General features: G+C 72.3%; 27 protein-coding genes and 1 pseudogene. 14 read left to right on the plus strand and 14 right to left on the minus strand.

The window, feature by feature from the left end; all coding sequences use genetic code 11:
- Window positions 1-98: 98 nt before the first annotated feature.
- Together AAT21_RS16895 and AAT21_RS16900 are read left to right on the plus strand one after the other, a co-directional pair.
- On the plus strand, window positions 99-749 hold the full coding sequence (locus AAT21_RS16895) for a GntR family transcriptional regulator (RefSeq protein WP_046778406.1): 651 nt from the start codon (window positions 99-101) through the stop codon (window positions 747-749).
- A gap of 104 nt (window positions 750-853) precedes the next feature.
- Window positions 854-2,188 carry an MFS transporter gene (locus tag AAT21_RS16900; protein ID WP_235439018.1) on the plus strand — a complete coding sequence of 445 codons (1,335 nt, stop codon included), beginning with the start codon at window positions 854-856 and terminating at the stop codon, window positions 2,186-2,188.
- A gap of 134 nt (window positions 2,189-2,322) precedes the next feature.
- On the opposite strand, the gene AAT21_RS16905 is transcribed toward AAT21_RS16900, so the two are convergent.
- A complete protein-coding gene (locus tag AAT21_RS16905; RefSeq protein WP_046777701.1) occupies window positions 2,323-3,153 on the minus strand; it encodes a maleylpyruvate isomerase family mycothiol-dependent enzyme in 831 nt (276 codons plus the stop codon).
- Window positions 3,154-3,316: 163 nt separating this feature from the next.
- Here AAT21_RS16905 and AAT21_RS16910 point away from each other — a divergent pair, with 163 nt between their 5' ends.
- On the plus strand, window positions 3,317-4,096 hold the full coding sequence (locus AAT21_RS16910) for a carbon-nitrogen family hydrolase (RefSeq protein WP_046777702.1): 780 nt from the start codon (window positions 3,317-3,319) through the stop codon (window positions 4,094-4,096).
- Between the two features lie 25 nt (window positions 4,097-4,121).
- Here the strand turns inward: AAT21_RS16910 and AAT21_RS16915 are convergent, their stop codons facing one another.
- A complete protein-coding gene (locus AAT21_RS16915) occupies window positions 4,122-4,493 on the minus strand; it encodes a hypothetical protein (RefSeq protein ID WP_046777703.1) in 372 nt (123 codons plus the stop codon).
- A 246-nt stretch (window positions 4,494-4,739) separates the two neighbouring features.
- On the opposite strand from AAT21_RS16915, the gene AAT21_RS16920 reads away from it, so the two are divergent.
- Window positions 4,740-5,540, plus strand: coding sequence for an ATP-grasp domain-containing protein (locus AAT21_RS16920; protein WP_046777704.1), 801 nt, complete (start codon window positions 4,740-4,742; stop codon window positions 5,538-5,540).
- A 28-nt stretch (window positions 5,541-5,568) separates the two neighbouring features.
- Window positions 5,569-6,138 carry a DUF4240 domain-containing protein gene (locus AAT21_RS16925; protein WP_046777705.1) on the plus strand — a complete coding sequence of 190 codons (570 nt, stop codon included), beginning with the start codon at window positions 5,569-5,571 and terminating at the stop codon, window positions 6,136-6,138.
- Window positions 6,139-6,196: 58 nt separating this feature from the next.
- On the opposite strand, the gene AAT21_RS16930 is transcribed toward AAT21_RS16925, so the two are convergent.
- Window positions 6,197-6,862, minus strand: a complete 666-nt coding sequence (locus AAT21_RS16930; RefSeq protein WP_046777706.1) for an MSMEG_1061 family FMN-dependent PPOX-type flavoprotein — start codon at window positions 6,860-6,862, stop codon at window positions 6,197-6,199.
- A 28-nt stretch (window positions 6,863-6,890) separates the two neighbouring features.
- Window positions 6,891-7,496 carry a TetR/AcrR family transcriptional regulator gene (locus AAT21_RS16935; RefSeq protein ID WP_046777707.1) on the minus strand — a complete coding sequence of 202 codons (606 nt, stop codon included), beginning with the start codon at window positions 7,494-7,496 and terminating at the stop codon, window positions 6,891-6,893.
- A gap of 87 nt (window positions 7,497-7,583) precedes the next feature.
- Between AAT21_RS16935 and AAT21_RS16940 the strand changes: the two are divergent.
- From AAT21_RS16940 to AAT21_RS16950, 3 genes and pseudogenes are all read left to right on the plus strand, one after another.
- Window positions 7,584-9,191 (plus strand): annotated as a pseudogene (locus AAT21_RS16940) (ABC-F family ATP-binding cassette domain-containing protein); the annotation flags it as partial.
- The gene (locus AAT21_RS16945; protein ID WP_046777708.1) at window positions 9,188-10,090 is read left to right on the plus strand and encodes a Vgb family protein; all 903 of its coding nucleotides are present in this window, start codon (window positions 9,188-9,190) and stop codon (window positions 10,088-10,090) included. The pseudogene AAT21_RS16940 and the gene AAT21_RS16945, both read left to right, overlap by 4 nt.
- Window positions 10,091-10,194: 104 nt before the next feature.
- Entirely contained in the window at window positions 10,195-10,824 is a 630-nt protein-coding gene (locus tag AAT21_RS16950; protein WP_046777709.1) for a hypothetical protein, read from the plus strand.
- Between the two features lie 7 nt (window positions 10,825-10,831).
- Here AAT21_RS16950 and AAT21_RS16955 read toward each other — a convergent pair whose 3' ends face one another.
- Window positions 10,832-11,386 (minus strand): Uma2 family endonuclease, encoded by a 555-nt coding sequence (locus tag AAT21_RS16955; protein WP_046777710.1) that lies wholly within the window; start codon window positions 11,384-11,386, stop codon window positions 10,832-10,834.
- A gap of 35 nt (window positions 11,387-11,421) precedes the next feature.
- Window positions 11,422-11,589 carry a hypothetical protein gene (locus AAT21_RS37605; protein WP_157879728.1) on the minus strand — a complete coding sequence of 56 codons (168 nt, stop codon included), beginning with the start codon at window positions 11,587-11,589 and terminating at the stop codon, window positions 11,422-11,424.
- 129 nt (window positions 11,590-11,718) lie between these two features.
- Between AAT21_RS37605 and AAT21_RS16960 the strand changes: the two genes are divergently transcribed.
- Window positions 11,719-13,560, plus strand: a complete 1,842-nt coding sequence (locus AAT21_RS16960; RefSeq protein ID WP_046777711.1) for an NHL domain-containing thioredoxin family protein — start codon at window positions 11,719-11,721, stop codon at window positions 13,558-13,560.
- Window positions 13,561-13,608: 48 nt separating this feature from the next.
- On the opposite strand, the gene AAT21_RS16965 is transcribed toward AAT21_RS16960, so the two are convergent.
- The 5 genes from AAT21_RS16965 to AAT21_RS16985 all read right to left on the minus strand — a co-directional run bounded on the left by AAT21_RS16965 (window position 13,609) and on the right by AAT21_RS16985 (window position 18,888).
- The gene (locus AAT21_RS16965) at window positions 13,609-14,901 is read right to left on the minus strand and encodes a M18 family aminopeptidase (RefSeq protein ID WP_046777712.1); all 1,293 of its coding nucleotides are present in this window, start codon (window positions 14,899-14,901) and stop codon (window positions 13,609-13,611) included.
- Window positions 14,902-15,491: 590 nt separating this feature from the next.
- Window positions 15,492-16,226: a hypothetical protein gene (locus tag AAT21_RS16970; protein WP_046777713.1), complete on the minus strand. Its 735-nt coding sequence runs from the start codon at window positions 16,224-16,226 to the stop codon at window positions 15,492-15,494.
- 160 nt (window positions 16,227-16,386) lie between these two features.
- Window positions 16,387-18,213 carry an acyl-CoA dehydrogenase gene (locus AAT21_RS16975; protein ID WP_046777714.1) on the minus strand — a complete coding sequence of 609 codons (1,827 nt, stop codon included), beginning with the start codon at window positions 18,211-18,213 and terminating at the stop codon, window positions 16,387-16,389.
- A 67-nt stretch (window positions 18,214-18,280) separates the two neighbouring features.
- The gene (locus tag AAT21_RS16980) at window positions 18,281-18,685 is read right to left on the minus strand and encodes an ATP-binding protein (RefSeq protein WP_046777715.1); all 405 of its coding nucleotides are present in this window, start codon (window positions 18,683-18,685) and stop codon (window positions 18,281-18,283) included.
- Window positions 18,682-18,888, minus strand: coding sequence for a hypothetical protein (locus AAT21_RS16985; RefSeq protein WP_046777716.1), 207 nt, complete (start codon window positions 18,886-18,888; stop codon window positions 18,682-18,684). Before AAT21_RS16985 ends, AAT21_RS16980 begins: the two co-directional genes overlap by 4 nt.
- A gap of 115 nt (window positions 18,889-19,003) precedes the next feature.
- Here AAT21_RS16985 and AAT21_RS16990 point away from each other — a divergent pair, with 115 nt between their 5' ends.
- The 5 genes from AAT21_RS16990 (at window position 19,004) to AAT21_RS17010 (ending at window position 22,113) form a co-directional block, all read left to right on the plus strand.
- A complete protein-coding gene (locus AAT21_RS16990) occupies window positions 19,004-19,855 on the plus strand; it encodes a helix-turn-helix domain-containing protein (protein WP_046777717.1) in 852 nt (283 codons plus the stop codon).
- Window positions 19,836-20,117 carry a DUF397 domain-containing protein gene (locus AAT21_RS16995; RefSeq protein ID WP_046777718.1) on the plus strand — a complete coding sequence of 94 codons (282 nt, stop codon included), beginning with the start codon at window positions 19,836-19,838 and terminating at the stop codon, window positions 20,115-20,117. The genes AAT21_RS16990 and AAT21_RS16995 overlap by 20 nt, the downstream gene beginning before the upstream one ends.
- Before the next feature lie 70 nt (window positions 20,118-20,187).
- Window positions 20,188-20,646, plus strand: coding sequence for an SseB family protein (locus AAT21_RS17000; protein WP_046777719.1), 459 nt, complete (start codon window positions 20,188-20,190; stop codon window positions 20,644-20,646).
- A 37-nt stretch (window positions 20,647-20,683) separates the two neighbouring features.
- Entirely contained in the window at window positions 20,684-21,634 is a 951-nt protein-coding gene (locus AAT21_RS17005) for an ArsR/SmtB family transcription factor (protein WP_079025758.1), read from the plus strand.
- A 98-nt stretch (window positions 21,635-21,732) separates the two neighbouring features.
- The gene (locus tag AAT21_RS17010) at window positions 21,733-22,113 is read left to right on the plus strand and encodes a hypothetical protein (protein ID WP_046777721.1); all 381 of its coding nucleotides are present in this window, start codon (window positions 21,733-21,735) and stop codon (window positions 22,111-22,113) included.
- A gap of 31 nt (window positions 22,114-22,144) precedes the next feature.
- Here the strand turns inward: AAT21_RS17010 and AAT21_RS17015 are convergent, their stop codons facing one another.
- From AAT21_RS17015 to AAT21_RS17025, 3 genes are all read right to left on the minus strand, one after another.
- Complete coding sequence (locus AAT21_RS17015; protein ID WP_046777722.1) at window positions 22,145-22,534, minus strand: hypothetical protein; 390 nt, start codon at window positions 22,532-22,534, stop codon at window positions 22,145-22,147.
- 91 nt (window positions 22,535-22,625) lie between these two features.
- Window positions 22,626-23,672, minus strand: a complete 1,047-nt coding sequence (locus AAT21_RS17020) for a hypothetical protein (RefSeq protein WP_046777723.1) — start codon at window positions 23,670-23,672, stop codon at window positions 22,626-22,628.
- Between the two features lie 53 nt (window positions 23,673-23,725).
- Complete coding sequence (locus AAT21_RS17025) at window positions 23,726-24,778, minus strand: hypothetical protein (protein WP_157879729.1); 1,053 nt, start codon at window positions 24,776-24,778, stop codon at window positions 23,726-23,728.
- Window positions 24,779-24,780: the final 2 nt, after the last annotated feature.

Below are 24,780 nucleotides of genomic sequence, written 5' to 3' on the forward strand. Positions count from 1 at the left end.
CCTGCCGCGGGGCGGGGACGTGCCGGTCCCGGGGGCCGGCCCGGTCCACATCCCGGACCGGCCCCGGGTTGCACCCCTGTTGTATCTATGCTGTGCGCATGCCTGCCGCCACCAGCCCCGCGACCGCCGCCGACCGCGTCTACAGCCACGTCAAGCACGGGGTGCTCGACCGGCGCTACGAGGGCGGCATCCTCCTCACCGAGGGCGAACTCGCCGAAGCGGTGGGGGTGTCGCGCACTCCGGTCCGCGAGGCGCTGCTGCGCCTGGAGACCGAGGGGCTGCTGAAGCTGTACCCGAAGAAGGGCGCCCTGGTCCTGCCGGTCTCCGCGCAGGAGATCAACGACGTCCTCGAAACCAGGCTGCTGGTCGAGGAGTTCACCGTACGCAGGGCCGTGCCCGCGCCGCCCGGTCTGCTGGACCGGCTCGAAGAGCTGCTCGGCGAACAGCGCCGGCACGCCGCCGCGGGCGACCTCGCCGCGATGATGGCGGCGGACCGCGGCTTCCACGCCGAGATCGTGCGCAGCGCCGGGAACCAGATCCTGTGCCGCCTCTACGACCAACTCCGCGACCGGCAGCTGCGGATGGGCGTGGCCCTGCTGCACGCCCACCCCGACCGGCTGGAGCGGACCCTGGCCGAGCACGCCGAGATCCTGGACGCGCTGCGGGCCGGGGACGCCGTCGCGGCCGCCGCCGCGGTCCGCGGGCACATCGGCCGGGTCGAGTCGCTGGTGCGGGGGCCGGGCCTGTGAGCGCCGGGCCGACGGGCGCCGCGCCGGCGGGCGGCACCGCGGCGGCTAGGGGCGCCGGGCCGGAGGATCCGCCGGGCGGCGGGAAGGCCGTCGTCGTCTGGTGCATCGGCGTCGCCGTCTACTTCGTGGCGGTGATCTTCCGTACCAGCCTGGGGGTCGCCGGTCTCGAAGCGGCGGACCGCTTCCACGTGGGTGCCTCCGCCCTCGCCTCCTTCTCCCTGCTCCAGCTCCTCGTCTACGCGGGCATGCAGGTCCCCGTCGGCCTGATGGTGGACCGGCTCGGCACCAGGAGGGTGCTGACGCTGGGCGCGGTGCTCTTCACCACCGGTCAGCTCGGCTTCGCGCTCTCCCCCTCCTACGAGATGGCGCTCGCCGCCCGCGCGCTGCTGGGCTGCGGCGACGCGATGACCTTCATCTCCGTGCTGCGGCTCGGCACCCGCTGGTTCCCGGCCCGGCGCGGGCCGCTGATGGCGCAGCTGGCCGGGCTGGTCGGCATGGCGGGCAACCTCGTCTCCACGCTCGTCCTCGCGCCCGTGCTGCACGGGATCGGCTGGACCGCGGCCTTCGCCGGCAGCGCGGCGGCCGGGCTGGTGGTGCTGGTGCCGCTGGTGCTGTTCCTGCGCGACCACCCGGAGGGACACGAGCCGGCGCCGCGGGCGCGGACCGGCGGTGCGGGCTTCGTGCGCCGCCAGATCAAGGAGTCCTGGAGCGAACCCGGTACCCGGCTCGGGCTGTGGGTGCACTTCACCACGCAGTTCCCCGCGATGGTGTTCCTGCTGCTGTGGGGCATGCCCTTCCTGATCGAGGCGCAGGGACTGACCCGGAGCACCGCGGGCGGGCTGCTGACGCTGGTCGTCGCCTCGAACATGGCGCTCGGGCTGGTCTACGGCCAGATCATCGGCCGCCGGCAGGCCGCGCGGATACCCCTCGCCCTGGGGACGGTCGGCCTCACGGCCCTGCTGTGGGGTGCGGTCCTCGCGTACCCGGGCGGACACGCCCCGATGTGGCTGCTGGTCACCCTGTGCCTGGTGCTGGGCGGCTGCGGCCCCGCGTCGATGATCGGCTTCGACTTCGCCCGCCCGGCCAACCCTCCCGAACGTCAGGGGACCGCCTCCGGGATCACCAACATGGGCGGTTTCATCGCCTCCATGACCACCCTGCTGACGGTGGGCCTCCTGCTGGACGCCACCGGCGACGACTACCGCATCGCCTTCTCGACGGTCTTCGTGCTCCAAGCGCTCGGCGTCAGCCGGATCCTCGGCCTGCGGCGGCGCGCACTGGCCCGCGAGGCGGACCGCAGCCGCGCCACGGCCCCGGCCCGGCCGACCGCACCGGTGACCGGTGCGGCGGCCTCGCGGGTGCCCGGCCCGGGGACGCAGCCGCAGCCGCGCCCCACCGCATGTCCCCTGCCGGAAACAGCTGGGCGCGAGACGCCGTAGGCCGCCGCCCACCGGAGCGGCGGCGGCGCGGCGGGGCGGGAGCGCCGGATCCGCCGCGCCGCCGCCGGGACCGCGGTGCTGCGCACCGCCTGACCGGCCCGCGCACGGCGTCACGGGGTCACGGCGTCACAGGGTTACGGGGTCACGGAGAACTGCGTCAGGATCGCCTCCGCCAGCTGTGCGTCACCCTCCACCTTCACCCGGTCGGCGACCGTGTGCGCCCGTACCCGGCCCGCCGCGAGCCGGACGTACGTCTCCCAGTCCAGGGTCAGCGTCACCGCCGGGCCCAGCGACGGGGACTTGTCCACCGTGCCGCGGCCGTCCGCGTCCACCCGTACCGTCCGCATGAACTCCAGCTGGCCGTGCACGTCGATCACCACCGCCGAGTTCGCCGGGGCCCCCGCGCGCTTCGCCACCACCTTCGGCAGCCCGGCCAGCAGGATGTCCTGCGCCACGTACGCGCCCGGGGAGTCCCAGTTCCCCGGCGCCCCGAGCGCCCACCGCAGGTCCTGCTCGTGGATCCACACGTCGAACGCCCTCAGCCGCAGCGCGTGTTCCAGGGTCACCTGGTCGCCCAGCGGCCCCCGCACCATGGTGTCCGGATCCCGCTTCTCGTTGCGCAGCTGCCGCGCGCGGCGGATGACGGTGTACTCCAGCTCCGAGGTCATCTCCGGTGCGGTGTGGTGGCGCCGCACGTCGACCTGCACCTCCATGTACCGGCTGAACTCGTCCACCACGTGGCGCAGGTCCCGGGCCACGGTGTGGATCGGCCGGGGGTCCCCGAGCTGCTCGCACTCGATGCCGATGATGTGGGAGACGACGTCACGGACCGACCAGCCCGGGCACGGCGTCGCCCGGTTCCACTCGCCCTCCGTCAGGGGGAGGACCAGCTCGGATATCGCCTCGATCGAGTGCGTCCACGCGTCGGCATAGGGCTGAAGACTGGGATGCGGATGGACGGTCAACGGGACCCCTCGCGGTGCTGTTCAGTGGCGTCGTTCAGTGGCGCGTTTCGGAAGCGGTGGACTCAGTTTCCAAAACTACGCTGCCTGTGAGCACCCCGGCAGTGCTTTCGTGTGACGATTCGTAGGCCCGAGTTGACGGCTTGAACGCCAGGACGGTGGTAGTGTGCGCGCCTCGCTGATCCAAATCGCGGTGAACGAGGGCGAGTCGGTATCTTCCCGACGCGCCCGCGTGGCCGATCTCGTACGGGAACAGGACGATTCCGATCTCGTCGTGCTGCCCGAGCTGTGGACGGTCGGCGCCTTCGCCTACGAGCAGTTCGAGACGGAGGCCGAGCCGCTGGACGGGCCGACCTACGAGGTCATGTCGAAGGCGGCGGCCGACGCCGGGGTCTGGCTGCACGCGGGCTCGGTCGTGGAGCGCGCGGGCGACGGCTCCCTCTACAACACCGCCCTGGTCCTCTCCCCGGCCGGCGAGCTGGCCGCCACCTACCGCAAGATCCACCGCTTCGGCTTCGACCAGGGCGAGGCGGTCCTCATGTCCGCCGGTGATTCGCTGACCACGGTGGAGCTGCCGGAGCAGACCCTCGGCATCGCCACCTGCTACGACCTGCGCTTCCCGGAGCTGTTCCGCGGCCTGGTCGACGCCGGGGCCACCACGATGATCGTCGCCGCCGGCTGGCCCGCGCGCCGCCGCGCGCACTGGACGCTGCTGAGCCGGGCGCGCGCCGTGGAGGACCAGTCGTACGTCCTGGCGTGCGGGCTGGCCGGTACCCACGCGGGCGTCGAACAGGCCGGGCACAGTCTGGTCGTGGACCCCTGGGGCGAGATCCTGGCGGAGGCGGGTCCCGGCGAGGAGGTCCTCACGGTGGACCTGGACCCGGCCAGGGTCGCCGAGACGCGCGCGCAGTTCCCGGCCCTCAAGGACCGCCGCCTGGGCCGCTGACGCCGACCCGATCGCGGGCAGCCGGTCAGCCGGACAGGGTCCAGAACCAGACCGCGAGAGCGGTCGGAACCGGGCACGCCACCGCGCCCAGGAGCAGCATCCGGGTGGACGCGGCCAGGTCACGGACCCGGGGTGCGCGGGCCAGGGCGGTGATCCCGGCGGCGCCCGCCGGGATCAGCAGGACCGGCAGGACCAGCCCGGCGGCGGGCTCCCCGGCCGCGGCGGTCCAGAGCAGCGCGATGCAGGCGAGGCCGCCGACCAGGCAGACCGAGAGGGCGGTGACCGTCCACAGCAGGGCGGCGAGCACGACGACGGCGGGCCGTTCCCTGCGGACGGGCCGCGCGGGCTGCGCGGGCTGCCACGGACCGTACAGGGCCGCGTGGGTGCTGGGGTTCACCGTGGGTTCCTTCCGTCGTGCCGTGGTCTTGTGCTGCCGCGGTCTCGTGGTCCCGCCGACGTCCACGATCCTCGCCGCCGGCCCGCCGCCGCGGCATGAGCGCGGATGCTCACTTCCCCCGGGCCGCGTACTCAGTCGCCCTCGATCCAGCCGTCGTCCCCGATGGTCAGTCGTCCCGGATGGCCAGCATTTTGTCCCGAACGAGGTATTTCATGCGGTCATCAGTGCCCGCGATAGGTTGCCCTCATGCCCCTGCTCTACGTGACCGACCTGGCGTACCCCGCTCGCGGCCGCCGCTACTGCGACGAGGACATATTCCTCACCTCGCGCCTGCGCGAGCACTTCGCTCTGGCCCTGTGCCACCCCGCCGACGCCCGCGCCCTGATGTCCGGCTTCGACGCCGTGATCGTCCGCAACAGCGGCCCGGTCCTGCACTACCAGGAGGAGTACGACGCCTTCCGTGCCGCCGCCCTGGCCGCCGGCACGCCCGTCTACAACCCCCTCACCGGCCGCGCCGACATGGCCGGCAAGCAGTACCTGCTCGACCTCACGGCCGCCGGCTACCCGGTCATCCCGACCGTCGACGACCCGGTCCGGCTCGGCGAGCTGCCGCAGGTGCCCGAGTACGTGGTCAAGCCGAAGCGGGGCGCCGACTCCATCGGCCTCACCTTCACCGCCACGCCCGACGGCCCGGCCGGGGACGTGCTGATCCAGCCGCGCATCGACTTCGCGTACGAGGTGTCCTTCTACTTCGTCGACGACACCTTCCAGTACGCGCTCCACGCCCCGGACCCGGCCCGCCGCTGGGAGCTGCGCCCGTACGAGCCGACGGGCGAGGACCTGGCCTTCGCCCGCTCCTTCGTCGAGTGGAACACCCTCTCCCACGGCATCCAGCGGGTGGACGCCTGCCGGGCCCCCTCCGGTGAACTGCTCCTCGTCGAGCTGGAGGACCTCAATCCGTACCTGTCCCTCGCCCTCGTCCCCGCAGGGGTCCAGGACGCCTTCGTCGCCTCGCTCGCCGGATCCCTGCGCTCCTTCCTCGGCTGATGTCAGTGCCGGGTGCCAGGCTCTGCGCATGGACACGCAGACGTTCTGGCAGTTGATCGAGACGGCGCGCGCGGACACGGCGGCGGACCCGGTGGCGGAGGGGGAAGCGGGCCAGGACGCGGAGCGGGACGCGGTGGCGCGGCGGGCCGCGGAGCTGCTCGCGGCCCGCCCGGAGGCGGAGATGCTCGCGGCCCAGCAGGTGCTGTGGGACCTGCTCGCCGAGTCCTACCGCAGCCCGCTCTGGGCCGCCGCCTACATGATCAACGGCGGCTGCTCGGACGACGGCTTCGACTACTTCCGCGGCTGGCTCCTCACCCAGGGCCGGGAGGTCTTCGACGCCGCCCTGGCAGCCCCGGACTCCCTCGCGGAGCACCCCGCGGTCCGCGAAGCGGCGGCGGAGGGCCTGGATCTGGAGGACGAGGAGGCGCTCTCGATCGCGTGGACCGCGTACGAGACCGCCACCGGCCGTGAACTCCCCTCGGACTCCTTCACGATCAGCTACCCGCCCCTGGACCCGGCCTGGGACTTCGACTTCGACGACGAGGCCGAGCTGGCCGCCCGGCTGCCGCGCCTGAGCGCCCTGTTCGGCGACGCGTAGTCCGGCTGCCGGCTGCCGAGCCGTGGGGCCGGCGGCCTGTCGGCCGCGGGCCGCCCGGCTACTCGTAGCGGTACAGCAGCGACTCGCGTTCCTGCCGGCGGACGTCCTCGATCGTCAGCCCGGGCATGTCCAGGTGGGAGAGCGTGACCTCGGCGGAGCTCGGGGCGGCGTCCTCGGCGAGCCACTGTCCGGGCTGCCACGCGCCGCTGCGCAGGAACGCCTTCGGGCAGTGCTGGTACGCCTCCTCGACGCCGACGACGATCGCGCTGCGCGGCGGTCTGCCGACGGCGGTCAGCTGCTCCAGCAGCCGCGGATCGGCGCTGATGCAGGCCCGGCCGTTCACGCGCAGCGTGGTGGCCCGGCCCGGGATGACGAAGATCAGCCCGGCCCGGCCCGTCTCCACGATGTTGTGGGCGGTGTCGAGCCGCTTGTTGCCGGTGGCGTCGGGGATCGCCAGGGTGAACTCGTCGAGGACGGCGACGAATCCGGGCGGCCCGCCCCGGGGCGTCACGTCGCATGTCCCCTCGGCCCCGGCGCTCGCGACGAACACCAGCGACGACCGTCCGATGACCGCGCGGGCGGCGTCGTGGATCCGGTCGACGCTCTTGCGGCGGGCCATCTCCCCCGGATCCTCGTACAGTTCGCGCAACTGCCCGGTGCTGCTTACGGCGTCGGCGTTCAGGGCCTCGAATGTCCGCCCGCTCGGCGGAGTGCTGTCCGTCACGCCCCCGCACGCTACCGGCTGGGGCGCGTCAAGGCCCGGTGAAGGCGCCGGCCCGGGCCGCCAGGGCGGCGGTGCGGGCGGCGGTGGCCGGGAGGTGCGGGTCCGGCGGCGTGCCCAGCAGGACCAGCTCGTGGTACACCGGCGCGGTCGCCGCGACCAGCAGCTCCCGGGACCGGGTGCCCGGCGGTAGTTCGCCCCGCTCCTCGGCGCGTACCGCGACCACCGCGCAGCGGGCGTACCGGTCCTCCCAGAAGGCCCGCAGTGCCCGCGCGGCCTGCGCCGAGCGGAACGACGCGGCGATCAGCGCCGTGGTCAGCGGGGGATCGGCGGCGACCCCGGCCAGGATCTCCTCGTTCAGCGCCGTCAGATCGCCCTCCAGCGTCCCGGTGTCGGCCGGCTCCCAGCCGTCGTCGCCCGCCGCGTCCAGGAGGTCGGCCAGCAGCCCGCCGATGTCCCGCCAGCGGCGGTAGACGGTGGTGCGGTGCACTCCGGCCCGTTCGGCCACGGCGTCGACGGTCAGTCCGTCGTACCCGTGCTCGACCAGCTGCGCTCCGGTGGCTTCGAGGACCTGGGCGCGGACCCGGGCGCTGCGTCCTCCCGGACGAGAACCGCTTGCGGAGGTGGTGGTTGGCATGTCAGCATTCTAACGCAACAGTCGTCGCTTTAGGGAGTCGTCTCGCACACCACCACCGGAACCACCCGGCCCGCCCGCCTCGCCCAGCTCACCCAGCTCAGCCTCCGCACCGTCACCAAGGCCTACGACGGCCGCCTCGTCCTCGACGCCGTCACCTGCTCCCTCACCCCCGGCGAGCGCACCGGGATCATCGGCGAGAACGGCTCGGGCAAGTCCACCCTGCTCCGCCTCCTGGCCGGCCTCGAAACCCCCGACCAGGGCACCGTCACCGTCCGGGCCCCCGGCGGCCTCGGCCACCTGGCCCAGGAGGAACACCTCCCCGGCCACCTCACCGTCCAGGACGTCATCGACCGCGGCCTTGACGACCTGCGCACCATCGAGGCCCGCATGCGCGTACTGGAACGGACCATGACCGAGGGCGACGAGAGCGGCCTGCCGGAGTACGGCGACCTCCTCACCGCCTTCGAACTGCGCGGTGGCTACGACGCCGACGCCCGGCTGGAGCGCGCCCTGCACGGCCTCGGCCTGGTCACGCTGGACCGCGACCGCCGCGTCGGCGGCCTCTCCGGCGGCGAACGGGTCCGGCTGCGCCTCGCCGCCCTGCTGGCGGCCTCCCCCGAGGTCCTGCTGCTCGACGAGCCCACCAACCACCTCGACGACACCGCCCTGACCTGGCTGGAGGAGCACCTGCGCGGCCGGGCCGGCACCACCGTCGCCGTCTCTCACGACCGGACCTTCCTCGACCGCGTGACCACCACCCTCGTCGAGGCCGACGCCGACACCCGCACCCTCACCCGCTACGGCGGCGGCTACACCGGCTACCTCGCGGAGAAGGCCGCCGAACGCGCCCGCCGCGTCCAGGCCCACGACGACTGGCGCGCCGAGACCGAGCGGCTGCGCGAGACCGCCGCCACCACCGCACGGCGCGTGGCCCCCGGCCGGGCCATGAAGGACGGCAACAAGATGGCGTACGACCGGGCCGCCGGACGCGTCCAGCAGTCCCTGGCCGGCCGGGTCCGCAACGCCGAGGAACGGCTGCGCCGTCTGCTGGCCGCGCCGGTCCCCGCCCCCGCGGCCCCGCTGCGCTTCACCACGGTGCCGCGTACCACCGGGACGGCGCCCGGAGCCGCCGGCCCGCTGCTCGACGCCCGGGGCATCGCCGTCCACGGCCGCCTGCACCCGCTCGACCTCGCCCTCTCCGCGGGCGACCGGCTCCTGGTCACGGGACCGAACGGGGCCGGCAAGAGCACCCTGTTACGCGTCCTCGCCGGTGAACTCTCCCCCGACAGCGGCCGGATCACCCGCCGCGGCCGCACCGGCCACCTGCCCCAGCAGCCCGACCCCGGCCCGGCCGGCCGCACCGTCCGCGAGGCCTTCGGCCCGGACGGCACCGAACGGCTGCTCTCACTGGGGCTGTTCGCGGCCGACCGGCTCGACACCCCCGTCGGGAAGCTCTCCACCGGCCAGCGCCAACGCCTCGCGCTGGCCCGCCTCGTGGCCCGGCCGGCCGACGTACTGCTGCTCGACGAGCCGACGAACCACCTGTCCCTCGCGCTGGCGGAGGACATGGAAGCCGCCCTCGACCACTACCCGGGAGCCCTGGTCGTCGTCAGCCACGACCGGCGCCTGCTCGACCGCTGGCGCGGCGCCCGCCTCGACCTCACCGCCCCCGCACCCCTCCGAGGAGCCCGGTGACGAACACCCCCACCGCCACCGCCCTCCCTGTGGCCGCTGCCGGCGAAGGCCCCTACTCGCTCACCGCCGGCCCCGACGGCGCCCTGTGGACCACCCTCGTGCACGCGGGCGCGCTCGCCCGGGTCACCACCGCCGGCGAGGTCACCCGGTACGACACGGGAGCCGCCGACTGCGGGCCCTGCGTCATCACCGCGGGCCCCGACGGCGCACTGTGGTTCACCCGCTCCCGGGACCACCGCATCGGCCGCGTCACGGTGTCGGGGGAGCTCGGCGCGTACGACCTGCCCACCCCCGGCAGCGGCCCGTTCGGCATCGCCGCGGGCCCCGACGGCGCGCTCTGGTACACCGCCCTGCACGCCGACCGCATCGGCCGCATCACCCCGGCCGGCGAGGTCACCGAATACCCGCTGCCGGTGCGGGACGCCTTCGCCTCCTTCATCACACCCGGCCCGGACGGGGCGCTGTGGTTCACCCTCAACCGGGCCAACGCCGTCGGCCGCATCACCACCGACGGCCGGATCACCCTCCACCCGCTGCCCACCCCCGACGCCGGCCCCGTCGGCATCACGGCGGGCGCCGACGGCGCGCTGTGGTGCGCGGAGATCGGCGTCGGGCGGATCGCCCGGATCACCACCGCGGGCGAGGTCACCGAGTACCCGCTGCCCGACCCGGCCTGCCGGCCGCACGCCATCACGGCGGGCCCGGACGGCCGGTGCTGGTTCACCGCGTGGGGCACGAACCGGGTGGGCGCGATCACCCCCGACGGCCGCATCGAGGAACACCCCCTCCCGGCCCCCGGCGCGGAACCCCACGGCCTCGCCTTCGCCCCGGACGGTGCCCTGTACGTCGCCCAGGAATCGGGCCACCTGGCCCGCCTGCCCCTGCCTCAACCAAGGTGATCACTGTGCGGAGGGCCAGTCCCTCCACGGCTGCAACTCCGTGATATGCAGGGGCAGCTGACAAATAATCACTGACGGGGGGACGTGTGATGACGCTTCGAACGATGCGGGCCGCGACCATGGGGTTGACGCTCACACTGGCACTGGTGGGCTGCTCGGACGGAAGCAGCGGTGGTGCCGGAGGAGGTGCCGGCGGTGGTGCCGGTGGCAACCGTGCCGCAGAGGCCCCGTTCGACCCAACTCGGCTGGCCCAGGCCGTCCCGAGCAAGCTGGCCGCCCCGAAGGGCTGGAAAGGGGAAGAGCCGCTGGTCCGGAGCGGGGGCCAGGCTCAGAAGGTCTGCGAGCAGGCGGCCCGATTCAGCTGTGTCGGGCTCACCGCGATGGGCGGCAGCCGGTACAGGCCGGAGAAGACCGATCAGACCGAATCGTTCGTGGACTTCCAACTCCTCGCCTACGACTCGGTCGACAACGCCAGGGTGGGCATGAAGGCGCTGGCCGCCGACGTCCGCAAGGGCAAGTCCGACGGCCTCAAGCCGCTGACCGTCGATGCGGGCGCCGACGAGACGGATGCCTACGCGTATGAGACCCGCCCGGGCGTGGTGCTGCGTGTCGGGACCGTGGTGGCGTTCGTGTTCGGCGAATCCCTGCCCCAGGACCATGACCTGCAGTCCTTCGCCACCTTCCAGGTCCAGCGCATCAACACCACTGCGACAGGCAAGAACCCCGACGCATAGGGGCCGTTTAGAGGCCACCGGTGTCGAGGTCGACGTCGAACGGCTCCGGCAGCCGCACGACCGTCCCGAACGGATGCGGCCCGTCCACCTTGGTGTACCCCAGGCTCCCGGGCTCGGCGAACAGGGTGACGGACCGCTCCAGCCGGTCGACGAGCAGATAGAGCGGCGCGCCGTACTCGGCGTACCGCCTCCGCTTCACGATGCGATCCGTCTCGGCACTCGACTCCGAGGCGACCTCGGCCACGAGGAGGGTCTGCCCGGGTACGAGGGCGCCCGCTCCGCGCGTCAGGGACTCGGGTACGACGGCAAGGTCGGGGACGTACCAGTTCGGCGAGCCCGGCAGGTCCAGATCCCCGGAGCCGGCGACGCACCTCAGCCGCTCCGCGGCCCCGGACAGCTGCGCCCGCAGGACGTCCCGTGTCCGCTCGTGGTCCCAGCCGTACGACAGAGGGTCGATGACGCCTTCGACCACCTCCGCCCGCCCTCCGCGAACCCGCTGTACCGCGTACTTCAGAGCCCGCTCGGCGTCGACCCCGTCGCCGTACTCCCGTGGGGAGACCATCCCGCCAGACTCCCACGGGCTCCCGCCTGCCGTCGTCACCCCTGCGGGTGCTCGTCCTCGTCCTCGTACGGGGGGATGGTCCAGCGCAGCACCGCCAGGCCTGAGGCGTCGCCGGTCAGCGTGACGGGGTAGACCTGCCCGTACTCCCGTGCGCCGCCCGGCCGGACAGCGGCCGCCCGGTCTCCTGCCAGACGTCGATCCACCCGCCCATGCCGAGCACGAGCACCCCGGACGGCGCGGTGACGAACCCCAGATCGACGGCTGATTGCCCCATGGGCGCATTGTCGTACGGGCGGGACGGGACCTTCACGGGCGGATGGCAAGCTTGAAGGATGAACGATGCTGCCCCGGCGCCCACCCCCGCGCCCGCGCCCCGCCGTGCCCGTCTCCGTGCCCCCGAGCTGATCGGCAAGGGCGGCTGGATCAATACCGGCGGGAAGGATCTGAAGCTCGCCGACTTCCGAGGTCGCACATTGATCTTGGATTTTTGGACCTTCTGCTGCATTAACTGCCTGCATGTCCTCGACGAGCTGCGCGAGCTGGAGGAGAAGCACCGCGACACCGTCGTGATCGTCGGGGTGCACTCGCCGAAGTTCGTGCACGAGGCCGAGCACGCGGCCGTCGTGGACGCCGTCGAGCGCTACGAGGTGCACCACCCCGTCCTCGACGACCCCGAGCTCGCCACCTGGAAGCAGTACGCCGTGCGTGCGTGGCCCACGCTCGTCGTGATCGACCCCGAGGGGTACGTCGTCGCCCAGCACGCCGGCGAGGGGCACGCGCACGCCATCGCGAAGCTCGTCGAGGAGCTGGAGGCCGAGCACGAGGCCAAGGGCACCCTGCGGCGCGGCGACGGCCCGTACGTGGCGCCCGAGCCCGTCGCGAGCGACCTGCGCTTCCCCGGCAAGGCGCTGCTCCTGCCCAGCGGGAACTTCCTCGTCTCGGACTCCACCCGGCACCAGCTGGTGGAGCTGGCCGCCGACGGGGAGAGCGTCGTACGCCGCATCGGCAGCGGCGAGCGCGGTTTCGGCGGCGACAGCTTCAGCGAGCCGCAGGGGCTGGCGCTGCTCCCGGACGGCCGGGTGGTCGTCGCCGACACCGTCAACCACGCGCTGCGCGTCCTCGACCTGGAGAGCGGGGCCGTGGAGACGGTCGCCGGGACCGGGCGGCAGTGGTGGCAGGGCTCGCCGACCTCCGGCCCGGCCCTGGAGGTGGACCTGTCGTCGCCGTGGGACGTGGCCTGGTGGCAGGGCAAGGTGTGGATCGCCATGGCCGGCGTCCACCAGCTGTGGACCTGGGACCCGGAGGCGGGGACCGTCGAGGTCGCCGCCGGCACCACCAACGAGGGGCTGCACGACGGGCCGGCCGCCGAGGCCTGGTTCGCGCAGCCGTCCGGGCTCGCCGCCGCCGGGGACCGGCTGTGGGTCGCCGACTCCGAGACCAGTGCCCTGCGGTACGTCCACCCCACCGACACCGGGTACGCGGTCACCTCCGCCGTCGGCACCGGCCTGTTCGACTTCGGGCACCGGGACGGGGACGCGGCCCAGGCCCTGCTCCAGCACCCGCTCGGGGTGACCGCCCTGCCCGACGGCTCGGTCGCGGTGTGCGACACGTACAACCACGCGCTGCGCCGCTACGACCCCGCCACCGGGCAGGTCTCGACCCTGGCGACCGACCTGCGCGAGCCCAGCGACGCCGTGCTGGCCGGCGAGGACATCGTGGTCGTCGAGTCCGCCCGGCACCGCCTGACGCGGCTGCGGCTCCCGGAGGAGGCGGTAAGGGTGGACGCGGTCGCCCACCGTACCCAGCGGGCCGCCACCGAGGTGGCGCCCGGCACGCTGCGCCTGGACGTGGTCTTCCGGGCCCCGAGCGGGCAGAAGCTCGACACCCGCTACGGTCCCTCCACCCGCCTGCTGGTCTCCTCGACCCCGCCGGAGCTGCTGACGGGCGGCGAGGGCGCCGGGACCGACCTGTTCCGGGAGCTGGAGCTGAACCCGGCCGTCACCGAGGGCGTGCTGCACGTCTCGGCGATGGCCGCGTCCTGCGACGACGACCCGGCCAACGAGTACCCGGCCTGCCATGTCCACCAGCAGGACTGGGGCGTACCGGTCCGGGTCACCGCCGACGGCGCCGCCCGGCTGCCCCTCGTCCTGGCCGGGATGGACGACCAGCACTGACGACCAGCACTGGCGACCAGGACCGAGGCGGTCCGCCTTCCTGGGGGGTCAGCCCTCCAGGAAGGCCACCAGGGAGTTGGCGAGGAGGTACGGGTCCTCCGCGCCGCACAGTTCGCGCGCACTGTGCATGGAGAGGATCGCGACGCCGATGTCCACGGTCTGGATGCCGTGGCGGGCGGCCGTGATCGGGCCGATCGTCGTGCCGCACGGCATCGAGTTGTTGGAGACGAACGTCTGCCACGGGACGCCGGCCCGCTCGCACGCGGCGGCGAACACCGCGCGGCCGCTGCCGTCGGTGGCGTACCGCTGGTTGACGTTGACCTTCAGGATCGGGCCGGCGTTGACCCGCGGGTGGTGCGTGGGGTCGTGGCGCTCGCCGTAGTTGGGGTGGACGGCGTGCCCGGTGTCGGAGGACAGGCAGATGGTGCCGGCGAAGGCCCGCGCCCGGTCCTCGTAGGAACCGCCGCGCGCGAAGACTGAACGTTCCAGCACGTTTCCCAGCAGCGGGCCGTCGGCGCCGGTGTCCGACTGCGAGCCGTTCTCCTCGTGGTCGAAGGCGGCCAGCACCGGGATGTGGTCGAGCTTCTCGGCGCCGGACACGGCGGCCAGCGCCGCGACCCCGGCGTGCACGGACAGCAGGTTGTCCATCCGGGGGCCCGCCACGAGCTCGCGGTCGCGGCCCAGGTAGGAGGGCGGCTCGATCGAGTGGACCATCAGGTCCCAGCCGGCCACCGAGCCGTGTTCCAGGCCCTCTTCCTCCTCCAGGAACGCGATGAGGTCGCCCTCGTGCGCCTCGCCCAGGCCCCAGATCGGCTGCATGTGCCGCTGCTTGTCGAGCTTGAGGCCGTCGGTGTTCACCGACCGGTCGAGGTGCACGGCCAGTTGGGGCACGCGCAGCAGCGCCCGGTCGATGTTGACGAGGCGTTCGGTGCCGTCGCGCAGGGTCAGCCGCCCGGCCAGGCCCAGGTCCCGGTCCAGCCAGGTGTTGAGCAGGGTGCCGCCGTAGATCTCGACCGCGATCTGCCGCCAGCCCTGCGAGCCGGTGTCGGGGAGCGGCTTGACCCGCAGGTTCGGCGAGTCGGTGTGGGCGCCGATGATGCGGAACGGGGTGTGTGCCGAGGCGCCTTCGGGGACGTACCAGGCGATGAGCGCGCCGCCGCGGAGCACGAACCTGCCCCCGGTGCCCGCGTCCCAGGCGTCCGTCTCCGACAACTGCCGGAAGCCTGCCTTCTCCAGCCGCTCGGCCGCGTTGGCCACGGCGTGGTACGGCGACGGACTGGCCGTCAGGAAGGTCATCAGATCGTCGGTGTGGCCGCGATCGAAGCGGGCGGGAGAGCTCATCGTATTTCCCTTGTGTGGAAGCCCCCGGCTGCAGCCGGGTGAGGAAACGCATTTCCGGCTCGGAGCCTCGCTGCGGCGGTGTGCCGCGGCGTGAGGCTGTGACCTGTGCTGGTGTGCGGATCGTGAACGATCGCGGCGGCGGTGTGGGTGTTCCTGCCGCGCAGCGGTCGTTCACATACCGTTTCTATCCGACGGACGCGCGGGCCGTGGAACGGTCGCGGACCTTCGGACGGCCGCGGTCGGTGCGCTCGGCCCGGAGGGCCGCCGACGGCCGGGACCAGAACGCCGCGGTCGGTCCGCCGGCCGCCGGGCCGGATGCTGCTGCGGGTGGAGCGGGTGCGAGATCTCATCGGGAGTCCTCCTCTCGGTCGGGGGCGGTCCGTGGCGGAACGGGACCCTCATGCGTGAGTGTGGGAATCCCTCCCGCTCGGGAGGGGCGGAAGCCGAGTGGTTCACCTTAACGAGCGTCGGGTTCGTGTTCGTCATGGCCGGACCGGGCGCGTTGCGGGCAGCTCGGCCCGGATCGGTTCATCCCGGACCGGCGCATCGCGGATCGGTCGGGATCGGTCGGGATCGGGGCTCGGCCCGGCTCAGCCCGGCGGGCGCTCGAACCTGCGCTGCAGTTGCCTGCGCTCGCCCCGGCGGATGCGCGGGAGCATCTCCGGGGTCTGGGGGGAGCGCTGCGCGCGCCGTCTGCGTCCGGCGCAGAAGATGCAGGCCTCGCCGGGGGGCGCGTCGGGGTCGATGGGGGCGCCGGGGTGCTCGGAGCAGCCCGAGGCGTTGCGCGGGCGGGACAGCTCACGGGCCACGATGAAGGCGCGGTGCAGGTCGTCGGCGATGCGGACGAAGTCCTCGGCGGGGGAGGACAGGCCCAGGTGGAACCGCTGGTCCTCGACGGTGCGCAGATGGGTGCGCAGGGCGTGGAGGGTGTACGGGCCGTCCGGGACCGGGTAGCCCAGGCGCCGCTGCTCGCCGGCGGGTGCGGGGGCGGTGGCGGGGCGGCCTTGTCGGCGCTGTCCGAGGCGTCGGCGGTCGTTGCAGATGAGGCAGCGGCCCCAGCCGTCGGGCGCCTCGGGGTCGAGGGCGCCGTTGGGGTGTTCGGGGCAGCCGGTGTAGCTCTTGGCGGGGGCCAGTCCGGCGGCCGTCTGGAAGGCCACGTACAGCGCGTCGGCGATGGTGTCGTACTCGGCGGGGTGGGCGCCGTCGTAGAGCTCGCGCAGGTGGTCACCGAGGCTGCCCAGGCTCGCCTGCAGCTCCTTGAGGGCGTACGGCCGCCCGGTGGGGACGGAGTACCCCCTGCTGCCGTGCTGATCCTGTGGACTCATGCGTACGAGCGTCCCATGAACGACTGACATCGGGGGAAAGTCGCAGTACAGGGCCCTGGTGGGGGGTCCGGGTACGCGGCAGCGGCCGGGTCCCTGTGCGGGGGACCCGGCCGCTGTGCGGGTGCGGGCGCAGCGTTTGCTGCGGGTGGGGCGGGGCGCCTTAGAAGGCGGCCTCGTCGAGCTCCATGAGGGAGTTGTCGACGGCCTCGGCCAGCTGGCGCTGGACCGAGACGCCCGGGAGGACCTCCGCGGCGAAGAACTTCGCGGCGGCGATCTTGCCGGTGTAGAAGGGGACGTCCTTGGCGGAGGCCGTGGCCAGCTTCTCGGCGGCCACGGCGGCGCCCTTGAGCAGCAGGTATCCGACGACCACGTCGCCGGAGGCCATCAGCAGGCGGGTGGTGTTCTGGCCGACCTTGTAGATGTTCTTGACGTCCTCGCCGGTGGCGGTGAGGTCGACGATCATCTGGCCGACGATGGCCTCCAGGTCCACGGCGGCCTTGGCGAGCGCGTCGCGGGCGCCGGCCAGCTCCTCGCCGCCGACACCCTCGGCCAGGAACTTCTTGATCGTCTCGGAGACGATGTTCAGCGAGGCACCCTGGTCGCGGACGATCTTCCGGAAGAAGAAGTCCTGGCCCTGGATGGCCGTGGTGCCCTCGTAGAGGGTGTCGATCTTGGCGTCGCGGATGTACTGCTCGATCGGGTACTCCTGCAGGTAGCCGGAGCCGCCGAAGGTCTGCAGGGACTGCGCGAGCTGCTCGTAGGACTTCTCCGAGCCGTAGCCCTTCACGATCGGCAGGAGCAGGTCGTTCAGGCCGATGAGGGAGGAGGCGTCCTCGCCCGCGGCCTGCTTGACCTGGATCTCGTCCTGGACGGTCGCGGTGTACAGGACGAGGGCGCGCATGCCCTCGGCGTACGCCTTCTGCGTCATGAGCGAGCGGCGTACGTCGGGGTGGTGCGTGATGGTGACCTTGGGCGCGGTCTTGTCCATGAAGTTCGCCAGGTCCGGGCCCTGCACGCGCTCCTTGGCGTACTCCAGCGCGTTCAGGTAGCCCGTCGAGAGCGTCGCGATGGCCTTCGTGCCGACCATCATGCGGGCGAACTCGATGATCATGAACATCTGGCGGATGCCGTCGTGCTTGTCGCCGATCAGCCAGCCCTTGGCAGGGTGCTGGTCGCCGAAGGTCATCTCGCACGTGTTGGAGGCCTTGAGGCCCATCTTGTGCTCGACGTTCGTGGCGTACACGCCGTTGCGCTCGCCCAGCTCGCCGGTCTCCCAGTCGAAGTGGAACTTCGGGACGAGGAAGAGGGACAGGCCCTTGGTGCCCGGGCCGTGGCCCTCGGGGCGGGCGAGGACGTAGTGGAGGATGTTCTCCTCCATGTCGTGCTCACCGGAGGTGATGAAGCGCTTCACGCCCTCGATGTGCCAGGAGCCGTCCTCCTGCTGGATGGCCTTGGTACGGCCGGCGCCCACGTCCGAGCCGGCGTCCGGCTCGGTGAGGACCATGGTGGAGCCCCAGCGCTTCTCGACGGCGATCTGCGCGATCTTCTTCTGCGCCTCGTTGCCCTCCTCGTGGAGGACGCCGGCGAAGGCCGGGCCGGAGGAGTACATCCACACGGCCGGGTTCGAGCCGAGCAGGAGCTCCGCGTAGGCCCAGACGAGGGAGCGCGGGGAGACGGTGCCGCCGATCTCCTCGGGGATGCCGAGGCGCCAGTACTCGGAGTCCATGAAGGCCTTGTAGCTCTTCTTGAAGGAGGCCGGGACCGGCGCCGTGTTGGTCTCCGGGTCGAAGACGGGCGGGTTGCGGTCGGCGTCCGCGAAGGACTCGGCCAGCTCGTTCTCGGCGAGGCGGGCTATCTCGGACAGAACGCTCTTGGCGGTCTCGGTGTCCATCTCCTCGAACGGACCGGTGCCGTACTGCTGGTCGCGGCCGAGCACCTCGAAGAGGTTGAACTCGATGTCGCGGAGATTCGACTTGTAGTGCCCCATGGCGACGGCTCCGTTAAGGCTCGGGGAGACAGGTTCCTCGTACATACCAATCGGTAACAACATGATGCTACCCGCCGGTAATAACGGCAACCCTTCCGCGCCGACTGTGACCAGGGTCAAGCTCGCACCACACCGTCTTGGTGCCGTGCCTCTGCGTGACCCCCCACCGCGCGGCCAGGGCGTCGAGCAGGGCGAGCCCGCGCCCGGACTCGTCGGCCGCGCCCGCCTCCCGCCGTACGGGCCGGGCCGCCGGTGCGGGGTCGGTGAGCTCGACCCGCGTACGGGTTGCCCTTCCGCTGATCCGCAGGGTGACGGGCGTGCCCTCGCCGAGGTGGCGGACGACGTTGGCCAGCAGCTCGGTGACGCACAGCTCGGCGTCGCCGGACTCCGGGCCGAGGTGCTCGCGCACGGCGTGCCGCAGCGTCCGGGCCGCCCGGGCGGTGGCGTTCAGCCGGATCACGAGCTCGTTCACGGCTTCGCCAGCGCGGAGGCGATCCGCTGCGCGGTGGCGGCGCTGCAGTTGCCGAGGGTGATCAGCGGCGGCGTGCCGTAGCGCCCGGCGTAGGAGGGCAGGTGCAGGTCCAGCGAGGGCAGGGTGATCCCGTGCGCGGCGAGCGCGCCGCGCAGCGCGTCGAGGGCCGCGGCGGCCTCGCGGTCGTGGGTGTGGTCGCTCATGGCAGACCCTTCCGTGGCGGAGTGTGACGAAGTCCTCACAGGCTGGCGCCCCGCCGCGTACCTTGGGAAGGGTTTCCGGTTGCGCTGGACAAGTGGCAAATGGCGGTGGTGGGTTGTGCCGGCTCGCAAGGACCCGGACGCGTCGGCGAATGTGCCGTCGTTCTACGGCGCGGAGCTGCGCTACAAGCGGGAAGCGGCCGGGCTCACGCTCGACCAGCTGGCCGAGGGCAGCTTCCGGGGCGTGCCGTTCCTGAGCCAGATCGAGCGCGGGGAACGGCGGATGCCGCTGGACCTGGCCCGGCACGTGGACGCACGGCTGGGGACGGACGGCTTTTTCGAGCGGCGTTGTGAAGATGCACGGCGGGCGAGGCAGTCCGGGTATGCCGAATACTTCGCGGATGTCGCGGAGATGGAGCCGTTCGCCGAGACCATCGAGGAGTGGGCCCCGATGCTCGTCCCGGGGCTGCTCCAGACCCCCGCGTACGCGCGGGCGATCAGCCGAGCCGCGATGCCCCGGGCGACCGACGAGACGATCGAGAAGCTGGTGGCCGCCCGGATGGGCCGGGCGAAGCTCTTCGACGCGGAATGCCCGCCCGCCTTCTGGGCCGTCCTGGACGAGTCGGTGATCCGCCGCCCGGCTCTGCCGGCACCGCAGATGGCGGAGCTGCTGGAGCACATCGCGGCCGTGGTCCGCCGGACCAGGTCCATTCTGCAAGTCGTGCCGGAAACGACCGCCGCGCACGCCCTCATGATGGGCATGGCGAAGCTGATGACCTTCCCGGACGCGCCGCCCGTGGTCTACGTGGAGAGCTTGCACAGCGGGCAACTCATCGACTTTCCGGCCCTCGTGAAGGAGTACCGCAGGTCTTACGATCTGCTGAGGGCCGCCGCCTTGCCGCCGGAGGCGTCCCTGGCCCTCCTCGACGCCGCGGCAGAGGGCTACCGAGATGGCAAGCAGCGGAATTGACCTGAGCGCCGCGACCTGGCGCAAGAGCAGCTTCAGCAACGGCACGGGCGGCGACTGCGTCGAGGTGGCCGAAGGCTTCCTCGGCGCGGCCCAGTGGCGCAAGAGCAGCTTCAGCAATGGCACCGGCGGGGAGTGCGTCGAGGTGGCTGACGGGCTGAGCGGGGTGGTCCCCGTTCGGGATTCCAAGAGGCCGGACGGCGGGGTGGTCATGATCGGCGCCGCGGCCTGGGTGCCGTTCGTGGCCTCACTCAAGGCCCCCTGACCGCACCCCGGAGGGGATCGGTGGCCGGTACCGGCCGGTATGGGCGCGGCCGCTCGGTAGGGTGGGCCGCATGTACGGCTATGACCAGAACCCGGGTGCCCAGCAGCAGTACGCCCCTCAGCAGCCCCAGCAGGGCTACGGGCAGGCGCCGCCGTTGTACCCGGAGCCGTCCCCGCCCTCCCTCGCGGACGCCGTGCGGGCCTTCACCACCGGGTCGCTGTCCGCCGAGGACTTCCAGCAGATCTTCGCGACCTCGAAGGTCTACTGCCCGCGCGGCGAGACCCCGGGATTCCTGGCGCTGCACAACACGCAACACCCGGTCATCCCCATGTTCACCACGCTCAAGGAACTGCGCCAATACGCCGGCAAGGAGTCCAAGTACTTCGTGATCACCGGCGCCGAGGTGATCGACCTGCTGCCGACCGGGTACGGCTTCGTCCTCGACATGGAGGGCGACCACCGCATGGTCTTCGACGCGAAGGCGGTCGAGCAGATGGTCGACTTCGCCATGCGCCGCATGTATGGCTAGACGCCGGACCTGACGGGGGGCGGGTGTATTGCTGAGGGTGCACTTCACCGCCGAGGACCTGTTCAACGTCACGTTCGCGAGCGAGCCGCTGCCGATGGTGGAGCTGGCCATGGCGCTGGTCGCCGCGCAGCGCACCGACGAGGCGGCCGTTTTCGGCCGCTGGCGGTCCCGTGCCACGCAGGGGCTGCCGGGCAGGGTGCGCCCCGTGCTGGACCTGCTGCGCCCGGACGGCGACAACCCGCAGTTCGTCGAGCCGTACGCGCGCACCCTGGAGGAAGGCCTCGCCGCCGTACGGGAGGCGGGCGCGCGGCTCGCCCCCGAGGAGCTGGGCCGCGTCACCGCCCGGGCCCCCGGCGGCGGGTCCTGGCTGCGTGCGCTGTGGGGCCAGGACCGCGAGGCGTGGGACCAGCTCGACAGCGCGCTGCGGTCCGCCTACGAGGTGCTCGTCGCCCCGCACTGGCCGCGCATCCGGCAGTCCTTCCAGGCGGACGTGGCCTGGCGCACCCGCCTGCTGGCCGGCCACGGCATCAGGGCGGCGCTGGCGAGCACGCACCCGGCGGCGGGCTGGACGGGTACGGCCTTCGAGGTCGACCGGGACCCGGCGTACGAGATCCGGCTGGCGGGCCGGGGCCTGCTGCTGATGCCCTCGCCGTTCTGGACGGGGCGCCCGTTGCTCGCCGAGCACCCCTCGGGGCGCCCTGTGCTGCTGTACCCCGCGATGACCCCGCTGCCACTGGTCGGCCCCGGCCCGGCGGAGGGCGCGCTGGACGCGCTGCTGGGGCGTACCCGGGCGGCCGTGCTTCAGCTGCTGGTCCAGCAGCGCACCACCAGTGAGCTGGCCCGGGACCTCGACATCAGCCTGCCGTCGGTGTCGGAGCACACCCGGACCCTGCGCGCCGCCGGCCTGATCACCACCCGGCGGGACGGCAAGGCGGTCCTGCACTCGGCGACGGGCCTGGGCGTGGACCTGCTGCACAGCGGCGGCTGAACGTTTCGGCGACGCCCGAAAGCATCGCGGGCCGGGCGTCCGCCGTCGGAGCATCGGTGCGGCGGGGGAAACCCGCTCCGACGGAAAGGGAGACTGCGATGTCACGTACGTCGATACGCACGAAGCTCGCGGCGGTCGCGGCCACGGGGGTGATGGCGCTGGGCACGGGGGTCCTGGCGGCGTCCCCGGCCGGCGCGGCGGCCGCGGGCGGCACCTATGCGAACTGCTCCTACGGCGCCGCGTGCATCTACGGGGGTGCGAACTGGAACGGCTGGCCCAAGGAGTACTTCAGCCGCGGGAACCACCCCTTCTACAACCAGTACGGCGTGAAGCGCGTCTTCAACAACCAGTCGCCCGGCTGGTACGCACAGCTCTGCCGCAACGCCAACGGCACCAACTGCGACATCACCATCGCACCGTGGACGTATGTCGACGTGGACCTCACGCCCTACAACTCGCTGCGCATCGTCGGACCGTGACCGGCTGACGGTCCGGAGCGCGGCCGCGGACTCAGTCCTGCGGCCGCGCGCCGGGCCACTCGCGGCCTGACAGGCGGGTGAGGACCTTGGCGTACACGGTGGTGGCTGCCGCGACAACGGTCGCTATGACCGCCAGCGCGAGGATGCCCAGCAGCGCGGGCCACTCGCGCAGTGCGTCGCGGCACGAGCGGTCCTCGGACAGCGGGCCGACCAGCGGGCCCCGGCACTCGGGTCTGCCCCCGTACTCGGGGCCGTAGTCGGCGAGCATCAGGAAGAGGAACCATCCCCAGACGGCCATGGCCAGGAGCATCCACGCGATCGACCACCCCTCCACGCGGCCGGCCTGCCGCTGCTCCTCGGAGCGCGCCGGTACGGCGGTCGCGGTGTCGGGTGTGTCAGGGCCCTGCGCGTCAGCGGTCATGTATCCCTCTCGTGGGCAACGGTGGACGAACGGCAGTCGATCACACCGGGCGGGCCGGTGGGCAACCGGCCCTGCGGGCCCGATGGGCCGCTCAGCCGGACGGGAACTGCACGGCGGGGCAGCCGTGCTGCTTTCCGGCGGCGTCGACGAAGGCTCGGAAGACGTCCCGGAAGGCCTGGCCCGACCTGTACGTGTCCTTGAGCGTCCGGGGGTAGACGATGTCCCAGCGCACGCCGAAATAGACGTCCTTGGTTCCGCACTTCAGGACGGCCCGACGCGATCCGTCCGCCACACCCGTGCCGTCCGCCAGCTCGCGGAACCTGGTGCTGGTCTTCAAGCCGTCGTTGACGATGGCCGGATCGAGGCTGGAAGCGAACGACACCTGCGCCGCGGCCTCACCGGACAGGTAGAGGTCGCAGGTCCAGGAACCCGAGGGTGTTCCGCTGGTGCGCTGCTCTTCGAGCCGTGCGGTGTCCTGATCCTTGGGCACGGCGCTCTCCGGCAGCCGGAAACCGGGAATCCCGCATACCGAATCCGCTGGGATCGCCTCCGGGCCGGTGGGCTGCCGCAGCTTCGGCATCGGGCCCGGGGCGTCGGCGGCGCACCCGGCGGTGGCGGCGACCTTGCGTGCGGTGTCCAGGAGCACGCTCGCGAGCTTCTGAGGTTCCACTGTTCCCTTCTTCAGTTCTGCCCGGACAAAGGGAACCTGGTCGGAATCCTCGGGTATGCCCCACACGACGGCAGCGACCTCCTTCCGGCACTTCTCGGGCAGCAGCACCCAGCCCCGGCTCCCGGAGACCGCCCCGGTGACTTCTCCCGACAGGAAGGACATGCCGGAGGCGTTCTTCCAGACGTGCGTATTGAACTGGAAATCGGCTGTGTTCACGTCGGTGCTCACCACCATCTCCAGCTCCTCGGCCCCCGTGACCTTGCTGGTGCGGCTCACCGTGCAGCGGAATGCCGCGCCGTCACCGTCGCCCTTCCGCGCGTCGTCCGAGATACGGCCCCGAGTGTCGAGCACCGACTCGGCCTGCTCGCCGGTCAGCTTCCCCGCGCACAGCTCCGTGGAGCCGAACACATTGGTGTCCCACCACACGAACAGCCCGGCGACGACCGCCGCCGCCGAAACCCCCGCCACGGAAACAAACCACGTCCGCCTGGAACGCCCATCCACTGCCCGTGCCTCCGTCATCAGCTCTTCGGCGTCCCGCAGCCGCGCTCCGCGGTCACGGCGTTGGCGAATGCTTCGAACAGTGTCGTGCGGGCCTGCGACGCCTTGTCCATTCCCTCGTCGAGGAGCAGGTCCCTGTAGGTGTCGTTGTACTCCATGCCGATGTACAGGTCACCGGTCGTGCAGGGGGTGACGGTTCGGGAGCGCCCCTGGGTGGCCGTCTGATCGCGGCGTACTGCCTGGGTGAGAACGGGGTCGTCGCTGACCGACAGAGTGACCAGCGGGGCCCCGGGTCCTTGCAGGCTCAGGCCGCACACCTGGGTCCGGGCGTCTTTGCCCGTGATGCGCTCGGTTCCCGGCTCTGCTTTGCCCGTGACCAGAGCAGCCTCAGGCAACCGGAAGCCCGGTATCCCGCAGGCACGGGCCGGATCAGTGGGCTGCGGCGTACCGGCCGGTCCCTGGAGGCGTGCGGGGTCCTTCAACGCGCCGGTATCCGTGCAGCCGAGGCCGCCGGCCACGTGGCGGGCGCTGGTCATCGCCACCCGGGCGAGGGCCTCGGGGGTTGTCCGGCCTTGTACGAGATTCACTTTGAGCACGGGGACGTCGGCAGGCTTTGAGTTGGGCCGCATCGCGAGGGGGCAGTCCGTGGGGAGCAGCACCCATGCCTGTGTCTCGGAGGCCGCTCCGGTCGCTCCGCCGACGAAGTAGGAGAGGGCGGAGGCGTCTTTCCATAGTGGGTAACCGACCAGGGCGAAGTCTGCGCTGTCGAAGGACAGCTCCGCCTCCACCTTGGGCTGGTCATCGCTCAGGAACTTGTTGGTGCGCTGCACCGTGCAGGTGAAGCTGTAGTACGGCCCGGACTCCTCGTAGAACCCTCCTTGGACCATCCTGCCCCGGCCTGCGAGTACGGAGTCCACCTCGGTTGAGGGCAGGGCGCCGGCGCAGAAGCGACTCGGACCCAGTGCATCGGTGTTCCACCAGGTGAGCAGACCAGCGCAGCAGGCGAAAGTGAGGACTGCGGCCAGTCCGACGGCCAGGGGCCACCGACGTGATGGTGTTGTGTTCGCGGCCATGG

Origin of the sequence: Streptomyces yangpuensis, from assembly GCF_001005295.1 — a bacterium.
GTDB lineage: Bacteria > Actinomycetota > Actinomycetes > Streptomycetales > Streptomycetaceae > Streptomyces > Streptomyces yangpuensis.

Bases quoted from the DNA above. Each gene is read 5' to 3' on its own strand.
- AAT21_RS16895 (WP_046778406.1), top strand. From the start codon at position 99: ATGCCTGCCGCCACCAGCCCCGCGACCGCCGCCGACCGCGTCTACAGC.
- AAT21_RS16920 (WP_046777704.1), top strand. From the start codon at position 4,740: ATGCCCCTGCTCTACGTGACCGACCTGGCGTACCCCGCTCGCGGCCGC.
- AAT21_RS16925 (WP_046777705.1), top strand. From the start codon at position 5,569: ATGGACACGCAGACGTTCTGGCAGTTGATCGAGACGGCGCGCGCGGAC.
- AAT21_RS16935 (WP_046777707.1), bottom strand. From the start codon at position 7,496: ATGCCAACCACCACCTCCGCAAGCGGTTCTCGTCCGGGAGGACGCAGC.
- AAT21_RS16950 (WP_046777709.1), top strand. From the start codon at position 10,195: ATGCGGGCCGCGACCATGGGGTTGACGCTCACACTGGCACTGGTGGGC.
- AAT21_RS16955 (WP_046777710.1), bottom strand. From the start codon at position 11,386: ATGGTCTCCCCACGGGAGTACGGCGACGGGGTCGACGCCGAGCGGGCT.
- AAT21_RS16960 (WP_046777711.1), top strand. From the start codon at position 11,719: ATGAACGATGCTGCCCCGGCGCCCACCCCCGCGCCCGCGCCCCGCCGT.
- AAT21_RS16965 (WP_046777712.1), bottom strand. From the start codon at position 14,901: ATGAGCTCTCCCGCCCGCTTCGATCGCGGCCACACCGACGATCTGATG.
- AAT21_RS16970 (WP_046777713.1), bottom strand. From the start codon at position 16,226: ATGAGTCCACAGGATCAGCACGGCAGCAGGGGGTACTCCGTCCCCACC.
- AAT21_RS16975 (WP_046777714.1), bottom strand. From the start codon at position 18,213: ATGGGGCACTACAAGTCGAATCTCCGCGACATCGAGTTCAACCTCTTC.
- AAT21_RS16985 (WP_046777716.1), bottom strand. From the start codon at position 18,888: ATGAGCGACCACACCCACGACCGCGAGGCCGCCGCGGCCCTCGACGCG.
- AAT21_RS16995 (WP_046777718.1), top strand. From the start codon at position 19,836: ATGGCAAGCAGCGGAATTGACCTGAGCGCCGCGACCTGGCGCAAGAGC.
- AAT21_RS17000 (WP_046777719.1), top strand. From the start codon at position 20,188: ATGTACGGCTATGACCAGAACCCGGGTGCCCAGCAGCAGTACGCCCCT.
- AAT21_RS17010 (WP_046777721.1), top strand. From the start codon at position 21,733: ATGTCACGTACGTCGATACGCACGAAGCTCGCGGCGGTCGCGGCCACG.
- AAT21_RS17015 (WP_046777722.1), bottom strand. From the start codon at position 22,534: ATGACCGCTGACGCGCAGGGCCCTGACACACCCGACACCGCGACCGCC.
- AAT21_RS17025 (WP_157879729.1), bottom strand. From the start codon at position 24,778: ATGGCCGCGAACACAACACCATCACGTCGGTGGCCCCTGGCCGTCGGA.